This window comes from Streptomyces sp. WAC05292 (assembly GCF_003949955.1).
Taxonomy (GTDB): Bacteria; Actinomycetota; Actinomycetes; order Streptomycetales; family Streptomycetaceae; genus Streptomyces; species Streptomyces globosus.
Window position 1 is genome coordinate 1 of sequence record NZ_RPSE01000157.1, and the last position, 12599, is coordinate 12599.

Annotated in this window: 11 protein-coding genes and 1 riboswitch; of the genes, 8 read left to right on the forward strand and 3 right to left on the reverse strand. The window is 72.1% G+C overall.

Features of this window, described 5'->3' with window-relative positions; genetic code table 11:
- The 6 genes from EF903_RS17815 to EF903_RS17840 all read left to right on the forward strand — a co-directional run.
- A partial coding sequence (locus EF903_RS17815; RefSeq protein WP_148142529.1) for a LysM domain-containing protein occupies window positions 1-275 on the forward strand: 275 nt, incomplete at its 5' end.
- Window positions 276-558: 283 nt separating this feature from the next.
- Window positions 559-726, forward strand: a riboswitch (cyclic di-AMP (ydaO/yuaA leader).
- A gap of 2 nt (window positions 727-728) precedes the next feature.
- The gene (locus EF903_RS17820) at window positions 729-1439 is read left to right on the forward strand and encodes a transglycosylase family protein (protein ID WP_125544321.1); all 711 of its coding nucleotides are present in this window, start codon (window positions 729-731) and stop codon (window positions 1437-1439) included.
- Between the two features lie 282 nt (window positions 1440-1721).
- Window positions 1722-3002, forward strand: a complete 1281-nt coding sequence (eno, locus tag EF903_RS17825; protein WP_125544323.1) for a phosphopyruvate hydratase — start codon at window positions 1722-1724, stop codon at window positions 3000-3002.
- A 113-nt stretch (window positions 3003-3115) separates the two neighbouring features.
- Entirely contained in the window at window positions 3116-3604 is a 489-nt protein-coding gene (locus EF903_RS17830; RefSeq protein ID WP_125544325.1) for a septum formation initiator family protein, read from the forward strand.
- Window positions 3605-3683: 79 nt separating this feature from the next.
- Window positions 3684-4238, forward strand: coding sequence for a DUF501 domain-containing protein (locus EF903_RS17835; RefSeq protein WP_125544327.1), 555 nt, complete (start codon window positions 3684-3686; stop codon window positions 4236-4238).
- A complete protein-coding gene (locus EF903_RS17840; RefSeq protein ID WP_125544329.1) occupies window positions 4235-5176 on the forward strand; it encodes a Ppx/GppA phosphatase family protein in 942 nt (313 codons plus the stop codon). Before EF903_RS17835 ends, EF903_RS17840 begins: the two co-directional genes overlap by 4 nt.
- Window positions 5177-5220: 44 nt before the next feature.
- On the opposite strand, the gene EF903_RS17845 is transcribed toward EF903_RS17840, so the two are convergent.
- Window positions 5221-5415, reverse strand: a complete 195-nt coding sequence (locus tag EF903_RS17845; protein ID WP_125544331.1) for a type II toxin-antitoxin system Phd/YefM family antitoxin — start codon at window positions 5413-5415, stop codon at window positions 5221-5223.
- Window positions 5416-5942: 527 nt separating this feature from the next.
- Here EF903_RS17845 and EF903_RS17850 point away from each other — a divergent pair.
- Both EF903_RS17850 and EF903_RS17855 read left to right on the forward strand, forming a co-directional pair.
- Window positions 5943-7328, forward strand: a complete 1386-nt coding sequence (locus EF903_RS17850) for an NAD(P)/FAD-dependent oxidoreductase (protein ID WP_125544334.1) — start codon at window positions 5943-5945, stop codon at window positions 7326-7328.
- Window positions 7329-7511: 183 nt separating this feature from the next.
- Window positions 7512-8849, forward strand: coding sequence for a cyclopropane-fatty-acyl-phospholipid synthase family protein (locus tag EF903_RS17855; RefSeq protein ID WP_125544337.1), 1338 nt, complete (start codon window positions 7512-7514; stop codon window positions 8847-8849).
- A gap of 70 nt (window positions 8850-8919) precedes the next feature.
- Here EF903_RS17855 and EF903_RS17860 read toward each other — a convergent pair whose 3' ends face one another.
- Both EF903_RS17860 and EF903_RS17865 read right to left on the reverse strand, forming a co-directional pair.
- Window positions 8920-11472 carry an ABC transporter permease gene (locus EF903_RS17860; protein ID WP_125544339.1) on the reverse strand — a complete coding sequence of 851 codons (2553 nt, stop codon included), beginning with the start codon at window positions 11470-11472 and terminating at the stop codon, window positions 8920-8922.
- Window positions 11473-11594: 122 nt separating this feature from the next.
- Window positions 11595-12359, reverse strand: coding sequence for an ABC transporter ATP-binding protein (locus tag EF903_RS17865; protein ID WP_114058956.1), 765 nt, complete (start codon window positions 12357-12359; stop codon window positions 11595-11597).
- Between the last annotated feature and the right edge of the window lie 240 nt (window positions 12360-12599).

Below are 12599 nucleotides of genomic sequence, written 5' to 3' on the forward strand. Positions count from 1 at the left end.
CCTCCGCCCCGTCGGCCTCGCCGGCCCCGGGCGCCTCCACCGACCCGGCGGACGTCTCCGCCGCCACGGCCGCGGCCACCGGCAAGCACCGCGGGGCCCCCGCCGCCGAGGAGCCGGCGCCCTCGTACACGGTGAAGGAGGGCGACAGCCTGGCCGCCATCGCGGACGCCAACGGCGTCAAGGGCGGCTGGAGTGCGCTGTACCAGGCCAATGAGCAGGTCATCGGCTCGGACGCCGACCTCATCAAGCCCGGCCAGAACCTGGAAATAGGTTAGGAACAACGGCATTTCGGACATCCGGAAAGAGTCGAATGTCCGGTTCGTTCAAATGAGACATGCGTCTCTTCACGTCAACTGGCGTGTCCTGTCCGTGACCTTGGGTAAAAACCGCCCTCACCTGCGCAAATACCCCTCAGGGGAGCGCAAGTAGGGCCCTCCCTCCCCGGATTTCCCTCGTTGAACTTCGGGGAGGGACCTGTCTACCTTCTGAATCGCCCGCCACCGCGGGCCCCTTCGACCGCATCGCCGAGTCCTGCCGGCGGACGGGGGGAACAACACGTCGCGTCAAGCGCCGAAGGCAGGAGCGGGGGAACCAAGGTAGGTGCCGCGAAAGGCCGTTGGAAGACGGTCCGGAGCGGCTAGGGGTGAAGACGCGCCACGTGCGCGACCGGGCAACTCATCCGCCCGAACCCGACAGCTCACCTCGCAGGCGTCGGTGAGGAGAACTCCATGCTGCTTTCGGGCAAGGGCAAGCACCGCCGCGCCACCGCCATCGAGCGGACCACCCGCATCGTCACGCTCGCCGGCGTCGCCGGCGTCGCGGTCGCGGCCCCCCTGATGACCGCCGGCACCGCCTCCGCCGCCACCGCCTCCGAGTGGGACCGCGTGGCCCAGTGCGAGTCCGGCGGCAACTGGTCCATCAACACCGGCAACGGCTACTACGGCGGCCTCCAGTTCTCCGCCTCCACGTGGGCCGGCTTCGGCGGCAAGGCGTACGCCGCGCAGGCCAACCAGGCCACCAAGGCCCAGCAGATCGCCGTCGCCGAGAAGGTCCTGAAGGTCCAGGGCAAGGGCGCCTGGCCGCACTGCGGCAAGGGCCTGTCCAACTCCTCGTACACCGGCGGCGGGTCGACCGCCAACACGACCCCCAAGCAGACGCCGAAGACCGAGACCAAGAAGGCGCAGCCGCAGAAGACCGAGGTCAAGAAGCAGACCCAGCGCGCGCAGACGCCCGCCCCCACCACGCGCTCCGAGCGCGCCGAGGCCCCCGTCGTCAAGACCGGCAACGGCTCGTACGAGGTGAAGGCCGGCGACACCCTCGGCACCATCGCCGACGCCCAGGGCGTCAAGGGCGGCTGGGAGAAGCTCTTCGAGCTCAACAAGGACATCGTCTCCGACGCCGACCTGATCTTCCCCGGCCAGAAGCTGAAGCTCGCCTGAACTCCGCGCGAACCCTCACCCGAGGGCTCCCGCAGCACCTGATCCCCACCGCCCGGCGCGTACCCCCCCCTCGCGCCGGGCGGTGGCGTGCCCGCCCCGTACACGGCCGTCAGCAGGGGTCGTATGTCCGGGAAGCGGGGTATTCGGGCCCTTTTTCGTCCCAGGACCCGGGCGGTCGGCGGGCCGACCCCCCGGCTGCGGTTAGGCTCTAGGCGGCAGGGCCGGTCCTTCGGTCCGACACGCCACCGCACACCCAGCGTCACATCCCAGAAGGAGATGCTCGTGCCGTCCATCGACGTCGTCGTAGCCCGGGAAATCCTGGACTCCCGAGGCAACCCCACGGTCGAGGTCGAGGTGGGCCTCGACGACGGCAGCACCGGCCGTGCTGCCGTTCCGTCCGGCGCCTCCACCGGTGCCTTCGAGGCCATCGAGCTCCGCGACGGCGACCCGAACCGCTACATGGGCAAGGGCGTCGAGAAGGCCGTCCTCGCGGTCATCGAGCAGATCGGCCCCGAGCTCGTCGGCTACGACGCCACCGAGCAGCGCCTGATCGACCAGGCCATGTTCGACCTGGACGCCACCGACAACAAGGGCTCGCTGGGCGCCAACGCCATCCTCGGCGTCTCCCTCGCCGTCGCGCACGCCGCGTCCGAGGCCTCCGACCTCCCGCTGTTCCGCTACCTCGGCGGCCCGAACGCGCACCTGCTGCCCGTTCCGATGATGAACATCCTGAACGGCGGCTCGCACGCCGACTCCAACGTGGACATCCAGGAGTTCATGATCGCGCCGATCGGCGCCGAGTCCTTCTCCGAGGCCCTGCGCTGGGGCACCGAGGTCTACCACACCCTGAAGAAGGTCCTGAAGGACAAGGGCCTCTCCACCGGCCTGGGCGACGAGGGCGGCTTCGCCCCCAACCTCGGCTCCAACCGCGAGGCCCTCGACCTCATCCTCGAAGCGATCAGGCAGGCCGGCTACACCCCCGGCGAGCAGATCGCCCTCGCGCTCGACGTCGCCGCGTCCGAGTTCTTCAAGGACGGCAAGTACCACTTCGAGGGCCAGGCCCGCTCGGCCGCCGAGATGACGGACTACTACGCCGAGCTCGTCGAGGCGTACCCGCTGGTCTCCATCGAGGACCCGCTGTTCGAGGACGACTGGGCCGGCTGGAAGACCATCACCGAGAAGCTCGGCGCCAAGGTCCAGCTCGTCGGCGACGACCTGTTCGTCACCAACCCCGAGCGCCTCGCCCGCGGCATCGAGGAGGGCACCGCCAACGCCCTCCTCGTCAAGGTCAACCAGATCGGCTCGCTGACCGAGACCCTCGACGCCGTCGAGCTCGCCCAGCGCAACGGCTTCAAGTGCATGATGTCCCACCGCTCCGGCGAGACCGAGGACGTCACCATCGCCGACCTCGCCGTCGCCACCAACTGCGGCCAGATCAAGACCGGCGCCCCGGCCCGCTCCGAGCGCGTCGCCAAGTACAACCAGCTGCTGCGCATCGAGGAGATCCTCGACGACGCCGCCGTGTACGCCGGCCGCAGCGCGTTCCCCCGCTTCAAGGGCTGAACCGCCGTCGGGCCGTGACCCGAGGGTCCGGCCTCCGTACGTCCCCGCACTCGGTCCCGTACCGTGTGCGGGGACGTATTGCGTAGCGCCGTGCACCAGGGGAGGCGGGTTCAATGGCCGGGAACCGGGATCGGTTCTCCACCTTCTCCACCGCGACGAGGCTCAAGCAGCTCGGAGAGCGGACCGCCGCCCACGTCTACCGGTCGCAGAACCGGCGCCAGGTCCGCCGCAGCCGGCTCACCGGCCGGGCCGCGCTCCTGGTGCTGGTCCTCTGTACGCTGGTCGTCGCCCTGGCCTACCCGATGCGCCAGTACGTCTCCCAGCGCTCGGAGATCGCCGAGCAGGAGCGGGCCGCCGAGGCGGCGGCCAAGCGGCTGGAGCGGCTGCGCGACGAGAAGGCCCGCTGGCAGGACGACGCCTACGCCGAGCAGCAGGCGCGCAAGCACCTGCACTTCGTACGGCCCGGCGAGACCGCCTACATCATGGCCGACCCCGGCGCCGAGGCGGCGCAGCAGCGCCGCACCGGGCACGCCGGGTCGGACCGGCCCTGGTACTCCAACGTCTGGGACGGCGTCGACAAGGCCGACCGCCCCGGCGACTGACGGGCCGTACGCACCCGCACCGGCCCGCACCACCACCCCGCAGCACCCATCCACGAGAACGAAGAGACTTCCTCCAGGCATGCAGACGCCCCCGCCCCAGACCGACCGGACCGAGCCGACCGACGCGGACATCGAGGCGTTCGAGCAGCAGCTCGGCCGCCCGCCGCGCGGGCTGCGCGCCATCGCCCACCGCTGCCCCTGCGGGCAGCCCGACGTGGTGGAGACCGCCCCCCGCCTCCCCGACGGCACGCCCTTCCCCACGCTCTACTACCTGACCTGCCCGCGCGCCGCCTCCGCGATCGGCACGCTGGAGGCCAACGGCGTGATGAAGGAGATGCAGGCCCGCCTCGCCGAGGACCCCGAGCTCGCCGCCGCCTACCAGGCCGCGCACGAGGACTACATCCGGCGCCGCGACGCCGTCGAGGTGCTCCAGGGCTTCCCCAGCGCCGGCGGCATGCCGGACCGGGTGAAGTGCCTGCACGTGCTGGTCGGGCACTCGCTGGCCGCCGGTCCGGGCGTGAACCCGTTCGGCGACGAGGCGCTGGCGATGCTGCCCGAGTGGTGGGCGAAGGGCCCCTGCGTCACCCCGTGCGGCGGCGCCGCGGCCGAGCAGGAGAAGGAGCCGCAGGCATGACGCGGGTCGCGGCGGTCGACTGCGGCACCAACTCCATCCGCCTGCTGGTCGCCGACTGCGACCCGGCGACCGGCCACCTCGTCGAGCTCGACCGGCGGATGACGATCGTCCGCCTCGGCCAGGGCGTGGACCGGACCGGCCGGCTGGCCCCCGAGGCGCTGGAGCGCACCTTCGCCGCGTGCCGCGAGTACGCCGGGGTGATCAAGGAGCTGGGTGCCGAGCGCATCCGGTTCGTGGCCACCTCCGCCTCGCGGGACGCGGAGAACCGGGACGAGTTCACCGCCGGCGTGCGGGACATCCTCGGGGTCGAGCCGGAGGTCGTCTCCGGCGAGCAGGAGGCGGAGTTCTCCTTCACCGGCGCGACGCGGGAGCTCGTCGGCGCCGACCACCTGGAGAAGCCGTACCTGGTGGTCGACATCGGCGGCGGCTCCACGGAGTTCGTGGTCGGCGAGGACCACGTGCGGGCCGCGCGCTCGGTCGACGTGGGCTGCGTCCGCATGACGGAGCGGCACCTCGTCGTGGACGGCGCCGTCACGGACCCGCCGACCGCGGCGCAGACCGCGGCGATGCGGGCCGACATCGAGGCGGCCCTGGACCTGGCCGAGCAGAGCGTCCCGCTGCGCGAGGCCCGCACCCTGGTCGGCCTCGCCGGCTCGGTGACCACCGTCGCCGGGATCGCGCTCGGCCTGCCCGCGTACGACTCCTCGCGCATCCACCACTCGCGCATCCCGTACGAGCAGGTCCGCGCGATCAGCGAGCGGATGCTGGCGTCCACGCACGCCGAGCGCGCCGCGATCCCGGTGATGCACGAGGGCCGCGTCGACGTGATCGCCGCGGGCGCCCTCGTCCTCCTGGCGGTCATGGAGCGCACGGGCGCGACGGAGGTCGTGGTCTCGGAACACGACATCCTGGACGGGATCGCCTGGTCCCTGACCTGAGGTCCAGCCGCCCGCCTGCCCGCCGACGAGCGGTGACGTCACCTTCACGGCCCGGGCGGGCGGCCCGGCTCGGCGAACGGGTCGGCCAGCAGTTCCGCCATGGTCACCGCTGGACCGCCCTCGACCAGTACCGCTTCGGCGTCGCGCGTGATGAGGGTGGGGACGCCGGCCGCGGCCCGGTCGACGTGGTCGGCCAGGTGCGCGCGGGCTTCCTGCACGGTCACGGTGATCTCGGCCATGGGCCCACCGTACGCAGGGGCCGGGCCCGCGACCCTCACATCGCCGCGGCGGCCTCCGAGAGGTTCGGCAGGGCTCCCTGCCCGTGCGGGGGCAGGCGGTGGGATCGAAGGCGGACGGGCCCTGGGAGTGGGCGTGTTGGGGGTGTTCGGGGGGTTCCGGCTCGGCTTCCCCGGGCGGCGCGCGGAAAAGTTCGTGAAGTTCTTCACAAGGAAAAAGGGTGCCCCGGGTCAAGTCGAGGGGCCGGAAGGCCCCTCTCGGGGGTCCGACGGCCCCTTCGGGGCTCGTTTCGTGCGATCCGCGAAGCGCGCCGACCCGCGCCGGTAGGTAGCCACGAAGCCGGTGGTCTACTCCGGTTGAGGCCTTGGAGGCCAGTTCAGAGCGGGTGAACAACGAATCCCGTTACACCGTGGTTCCCGATCCGCGCCATGACCTCCGTCACGTGGGCGGCGCAGTGTAGCAGAGGCCCTGTCGGTTCTTGTGAAGGGGCTCACGAGCATCACCCCTGGGGGTGCTGGATACTCGTTCCATGAGCACCACGGAGCGTCCCAGGATCCTCGTTGTAGGAGGTGGGTACGTAGGCCTGTACGCAGCCAAGCGCATCATGAAGAAGATGCGCTACGGCGAGGCGACCGTCACGGTCGTCGACCCGCGGTCGTACATGACCTACCAGCCCTTCCTCCCCGAAGTGGCCGCAGGCAGCATCTCGCCTCGGCACGTCGTCGTCCCGCTGCGACGCGTGCTGCCCAAGGCGGAGGTCCTCACCGGCCGGGTCACCAGCATCGACCAGGACCGCAAGGTCGCCGTCGTCACGCCGCTCGTCGGCGAGGCGTACGAGCTGCCCTTCGACTACCTGGTGATCGCCCTCGGCGCCATCTCCCGCACCTTCCCGATCCCCGGCCTCGCCGAGCAGGGCATCGGCATGAAGGGCGTGGAAGAGGGCATCGGCCTGCGCAACCACGTCCTCGAGCAGCTCGACAAGGCCGAGTCCACGACGGACGAGAACGTCCGCCGCAAGGCCCTCACCTTCGTCTTCATCGGCGGCGGCTTCGCCGGCGCCGAGACGATCGGCGAGGTCGAGGACATGGCCCGCGACGCCGCCAAGTACTACTCCACGATCAGCCGCGAGGACATGCGGTTCATCCTGGTGGACGCGGCCGACAAGATCCTTCCCGAGGTCGGGCCCAAGCTCGGCACCTGGGGCAAGGAGCACCTCGAGTCCCGCGGCATCGAGATCTACCTCGGCACCTCGATGGACTCCTGCGTCGACGGCCACGTCGTGCTGAAGAACGGCCTCGAGGTCGACTCCAACACCATCGTGTGGACCGCGGGCGTCAAGCCCAACCCGGCGCTGGCCCGCTTCGGCCTCCCGCTCGGCCCGCGCGGCCACGTCGACACCGCCCCGACCCTCCAGGTCCAGGGCACCGACTACATCTGGGCCGCCGGCGACAACGCCCAGATCCCCGACGTCGCCGCCCGCAAGGCCGGCGTCGAGAACGCCTGGTGCCCGCCGAACGCCCAGCACGCGCTGCGCCAGGCCAAGGTCCTCGGCGACAACGTCGTGGCCGGCATGCGGGGCTTCCCGCAGAAGGAGTACGAGCACTCCAACAAGGGTGCGGTGGCCGGTCTGGGCGTCCACAAGGGCGTCGCGATGATCGTCATGGGCAAGATGAAGATCAAGCTCAAGGGCCGTCTCGCCTGGTACATGCACCGCGGCTACCACGGCATGGCCATGCCGACCTGGAACCGCAAGATCCGCGTCTTCGCCGACTGGACGCTCGGCATGTTCCTGAAGCGCGAGGTCGTCTCCCTGGGTGCTCTGGAGACCCCCCGCGAGGAGTTCTACGAGGCCGCCAAGCCGGCCCCGGCTCCGGCCGCCGCGGCCGCGCCGGCCGAGAAGGCCAAGGCCTCCTGACGCAGGTCTGACGGCAGGCAGGACGCCCCGTGCGTCCGGCCCGCCGCGTACGTCCCCGAAGGGGCCGCCCGCCATCCGTGGTGCGGGCGGCCCCTTCGGCGCACCCGGCCGCCGCCCGCCCGCGGCATGGCCGGCGCCGTACCGGGGTAGTCCGTCCGATCGGATGGACTGGAGGTGCCGACGATGACCGACGCCGCACCGCGGCTGGCCGCTGCGGCCGAGACCCTGCTGGGCGCACCGCTCCCCGTCCGGATCCGGGCCTGGGACGGCAGCGAGGCGGGGCCGCCGGGCGGGCCCGTCCTCGTCCTGGCCCGCCGCCGCGCCCTGCGCCGCATGGTGTGGCGGCCGGGGGAGCTCGGCCTGGCCCGCGCCTGGGTCGCCGGGGACCTCACCGTCGAGGGCGACCTGTACGGGCTGCTGGACCGGGTGTCCGGCCTGCTGTGGGAGCGCGGGCCGACCGCCCCGGCGGACCCCGGGGCCACCGCGCCGGCGGGGACCGCAGCGCTGCTGCGCGATCCGGCCCGCCGCGCCGCCCTGCGCGAACTCGCCGCCCTCGCCGGGCCGTGGCCGCCGCCCGGACCGCCGTCCGAGGAGGCCGCCCGCCGAGGCGGGCGCCGGCACAGCAGGGGCCGTGACCGGAGGGCCGTCAGCCACCACTACGACGTCGGCAACGACTTCTACGCGCACGTCCTGGGCCCCTCGATGGTGTACTCCTGCGCCTACTGGAGCCCCGGCGCCACCCTGGAGCAGGCCCAGTACGACAAGCTCGACCTCGTGTGCCGCAAGCTCGGCCTGGAGCCCGGCATGCGCGTCCTCGACGTGGGCTGCGGCTGGGGCGCCCTCGCCCTGCACGCGGCCCGCTCGTACGGCGTCCGCGTCACCGGTGTCACGCTCTCCGCGGAGCAGGCCGGGCACGCCCGCAAGCGGGTCGCCGAGGAGGGACTCGCCGACCGGGTGGAGATCCGCGTCCAGGACTACCGCGACGTCGGCGACGGCCCCTACGACGCGATCTCCTCCATCGGGATGGCCGAGCACGTGGGCGCCGCCCGCTACCGCGAGTACGCCCGCTCCCTGTACGCCCTCCTCCGCCCCGGCGGCCGGCTGCTGAACCACCAGATCGCCCGCCGCCCCGAGGCGGACGAGCGGGCCTACCGCGTCGACGCGTTCATCGACGCCTACGTCTTCCCCGACGGGGAGCTGTCCCCGCTCGGCACGACGGTCGGCGAACTGGAGCGGGCCGGCTTCGAGGTCCGCGACGTGGAGGCGCTGCGCGAGCACTACGCCCTCACCCTGCGGGCCTGGGTGGCCCGGCTGGAGGAGCACTGGGAGGAGGCCGCCGCCCTGACCTCGCCCGGGCGGGCGCGGGTGTGGCTGCTGTACATGGCGGCGTCCGCGCTCGGCTTCGAGCACAACCGGCTCGGCGTCAACCAGGTCCTCGCGGTGCGGTCCGAGGACGGCGGCCCCTCCCGGATGCCCCTGCGGGCCCGCACGTGGGGCGCCGGTCCCGGCTCGCCCCCGTGACGCGCCCGGGAACGCGGAGGGCCCCGGGGCGGTTCCGCCGCCCCGGGGCCCTGCACGCTGCCGGCCGCTGCTACTCGGTCTTGATCGCGGTCAGCATGTTCAGCTTCGCCGCGCTGCGCGCCGGCCACATGGCGGCCAGGACGCCGACCACGGCGGCCAGCAGCAGGAAGACGCCGATCCGGTCGTAGGGGATCACCAGCTCGTAGTTCGGGATGCTCTTCTTGAAGGTGCGGCCCAGAGCCCAGGCGAGGAAGGTGCCGAGGCCGACGCCGAGGACCGCGCCGAAGAGGGAGATGACCACGGCCTCCAGGCGGATCATGTTCTTGACCCGGCCGCGGTCCAGGCCGACGGCGCGGAGCATGCCGATCTCCTGGGTCCGCTCGAACACCGACATGGCCAGGGTGTTGACGACGCCGAGGACCGAGATGACGAGGGCCATGCCGAGCAGGCCGTACATCAGGTTCAGCATCGTGCTGATGATGCCGCCCATCTCGTTGCGGATGTCCTGCTTGGTGTCGATCTTGATGGCGGGGTTGTCGCCGAGGGCGTCGATGACCTTCTTCTCGTTCGCCGCGGACTCGCCGCCCGACAGCTTGACGAAGACCTGGCGGATCTGCGGCTTCTCGCCGGCCGGGACCGGGACGAGCTTGGCGTCGAGGACGTAGGGGGAGACGAGTTCGTTCTCCTCGAAGACCGCGCCGACCGTGAGGGTCTTCTTCTCGCCGCCGTCGAAGGCCGCGTCGATCGTGCTGCCGACGGACAGGCCGGCCTTCTTCGCGGTCTTGTCGGCGACGGCGATCCGGCCCTGTGCCAGCGAGGCGACCGAGCCGCTGGTGACCTTCAGGTTGACGACCTTCTCGATGGCGGCCGGGTTGACGCCGGAGGCGGAGTGGAAGACGTCGTCCTTGCCCTTGAAGTAGGCGGACTGCTGGGCGGAGACCGCCGTGACGCCCGGGGTCTTCTCCAGCGCGGTCAGGACCGAGGGGTCCAGGTCGCCGCCGCTGGCCATGGTGAGCATGTAGTCGGCGCGGATCTGGTCCGTGGTGGAGCGGTCGACGGCCTGGCCGACGGTCACGCCGAGCACGGTCAGGCCCGTCACCAGGGTGAGGCCGATGGTCAGCATGCCGGCGGTGACGCCGGTGCGCCGCGGGTTGCGGACCGCGTTGCGGGCGGCGAGGTTGCCGGCGGTGCCGAAGACGCGGGTCAGCAGGGGGCGCACGACGGCGATCAGGGGCCGGGACAGCATCGGGATGAGCACGGCCACGCCGATCAGCGTGAAGAACGCGCCGCCGCCGATGATCCAGCGGCCGGTCTCGCCGCCCTTCGCGGAGCCCCACAGGATCAGGGCCGCGCCGAGGCCGGCCAGGACGCCGCCGAAGCTGTTGAGCAGGACGAGGGACTTGGCGGTCTGCGGGAGGTGGGCGCTGCCCATCGCCGCGACCGGCGGGATCTTGGAGGTGCGGCGGGCCGGCAGCCAGGCGGCGAGCACGGTGACGACCAGGCCGACGAGGAGGGCGGTGGCGACGGCGGTCGTGGAGACGACCAGCGGGCCGGCCGGGATCTTCGCGCCGAAGCTGTCCATGCCGGAGCGCAGGCCCATGGCCAGGAGCACACCGAGGCCGAGGCCGAGGACGGAGGACAGCAGGCCGACGAGCAGGGACTCCGTCAGGACGGAGCGGCGGACCTGGCTGCGGGTCGCACCGACGGCGCGCAGCAGGGCCAGTTCCTTCGTGCGCTGCGCGACCAGCATGCTGAAGGTGTTGTAGATGAGGAAGATGCTGACGAAGAGGGCGATGAAGCCGAAGGCGAGCAGGCCGGTCTTCAGGCCGCTCATGCCCTGTTCGATGTTCTTGGCGTTGCGCTCGGCGAGGGCGGCGCCGGTCTCGGCCTTGGCGTCCTTGCCGACGACCGGGGTGACGTCGGCGAGGAGCTTGGCCGCGTCGGTGCCGGGCTTGGCCGCGACGGCCAGCTCGGAGTAGTAGCCGGGGGCGAGGTAGAGCTCCTGGGCGACCTTGGCGTCGAAGAGGACGAGCGAGCCGCCGGCGTTGACGGCGCCGTCCTCGGTGGTGAAGACGCCGCTGAGGGTGTACTCCTTCACCGGGCCGTTGGTGGCGACGCGCACCTTGTCGCCGACGGAGTAGCGGCCGGCCTTGGCGGAGGCCTGGTCGAGGGCTATCTCCTCGGCCTTGGCGGGCCCGCTGCCCGCGGTGAACGCGTAGCGGGGGTCCTTGCCGTCCTGGACGGGCGCGAAGTTGGCGCCCTGGTTCATCCAGCCGCTGCCGATGAGCTTGCCGGAGGGGTCGGCGACGCCGGCGAAGCCGGAGACGCGGCCGGAGGCGGAGGCGACGCCCGACAGCTTGGCGACCTTGTCGAGGGTCTGCTGGCTGATGCCGGGCTCGCCCTCCTCCTTGGTGCCGTCCTCGGCGCGGCCGGGGCCGAGGTGGCTGACGGAGACGGCGACCCCGTCGAAGCTCTTGCGGGACTGGTCGGACATCGCCTTGCCGACGGTGTCGGTGAAGACGAACGTGCCGGAGACGAAGGCGACGCCGAGCATGACGGCGAGGACCGTCATCAGCAGTCGGGCCTTGTGCGCGAGCACGTTGCGCAGGGCGGTACGGAACATGGGGAATCCAGGAGTCGTGGCGGCCGCCGGGGCGGCGGCGCAGGAGGCGCGGTCGGGCGGTTCGGGGAGGGCTGCGGGCCGGCGGCTGCGGGCCTGCGGCCCGGTCACGGCACCGGCGGGGACTAGCTGGTGCGGCCCTTGGCGTCGAAGGCCTTCATGCGGTCGAGGACGCCGTCGGCGGTGGGGGCGAGCATCTCGTCGACGATGCGGCCGTCCGCGAGGAAGACGACGCGGTCGGCGTAGGAGGCGGCGACCGGGTCGTGGGTCACCATGACGACGGTCTGGCCGAGTTCGCGCACGGAGTTGCGCAGGAAGCCCAGGACCTCGGCACCGGAGCGGGAGTCGAGGTTGCCGGTGGGCTCGTCGCCGAAGATGATCTCGGGCTGGGAGGCCAGGGCGCGGGCCACCGCGACGCGCTGCTGCTGGCCGCCGGAGAGCTGGGTGGGGCGGTGGCCGAGGCGGCCGGAGAGGCCGACCATCTCGATGACCGTGTCGAGCCACTGCTTGTCTGGCTTGCGGCCGGCGATGTCCATCGGGAGGGTGATGTTCTCCAGGGCGGTCAGGGTCGGCAGCAGGTTGAACGCCTGGAAGATGAAGCCGATCTTGTCGCGGCGCAGCTGGGTGAGCTGCTTGTCCTTGAGGGAGCCGAGCTCGGTGTCGCCGATGCGGACCGAGCCGGAGGAGAACGTGTCGAGGCCGGCGACGCAGTGCATCAGCGTCGACTTGCCGGAGCCGGACGGGCCCATGATCGCGGTGAACCGGCCGCGGCCGAAGTCCACGGACACGTTGTCGAGGGCGACCACCTGGGTCTCGCCCTGGCCGTACACCTTGGAGAGGCCGGTGGCCCGGGCGGCCACGGCCAGGGTGGTGTGCGGGGCGTGGTTCATGGTGGTCACGGGGGCTGCTCCTCGGGTGCTGACCGGCTGCGGCGGTCTGCGGATTGGGACCCTCCCATCGTCTCCGCGCGGGAGGGGCGGGGGATCAGCCGCGGTGCCCGTTCACCGGCCCACTGGAGTCTGACCGCGGGACCGGCCGGATCCTCCTCTGGTATGACTGCGCCCCCTGGGGGGTGGCGTTCCGGAGGGCCGGGGGCGGCGCGGGGAGAGCCGGCAGGGGCCGGCGGGAGT

Excerpts from the sequence above, each read along its gene's own strand:
- EF903_RS17820 (WP_125544321.1), top strand. The coding sequence starts at position 729 with ATGCTGCTTTCGGGCAAGGGCAAGCACCGCCGCGCCACCGCCATCGAG.
- EF903_RS17830 (WP_125544325.1), top strand. The coding sequence starts at position 3,116 with ATGGCCGGGAACCGGGATCGGTTCTCCACCTTCTCCACCGCGACGAGG.
- EF903_RS17835 (WP_125544327.1), top strand. The coding sequence starts at position 3,684 with ATGCAGACGCCCCCGCCCCAGACCGACCGGACCGAGCCGACCGACGCG.
- EF903_RS17840 (WP_125544329.1), top strand. The coding sequence starts at position 4,235 with ATGACGCGGGTCGCGGCGGTCGACTGCGGCACCAACTCCATCCGCCTG.
- EF903_RS17845 (WP_125544331.1), bottom strand. The coding sequence starts at position 5,415 with ATGGCCGAGATCACCGTGACCGTGCAGGAAGCCCGCGCGCACCTGGCC.
- EF903_RS17850 (WP_125544334.1), top strand. The coding sequence starts at position 5,943 with ATGAGCACCACGGAGCGTCCCAGGATCCTCGTTGTAGGAGGTGGGTAC.
- EF903_RS17855 (WP_125544337.1), top strand. The coding sequence starts at position 7,512 with ATGACCGACGCCGCACCGCGGCTGGCCGCTGCGGCCGAGACCCTGCTG.
- EF903_RS17860 (WP_125544339.1), bottom strand. The coding sequence starts at position 11,472 with ATGTTCCGTACCGCCCTGCGCAACGTGCTCGCGCACAAGGCCCGACTG.
- EF903_RS17865 (WP_114058956.1), bottom strand. The coding sequence starts at position 12,359 with ATGAACCACGCCCCGCACACCACCCTGGCCGTGGCCGCCCGGGCCACC.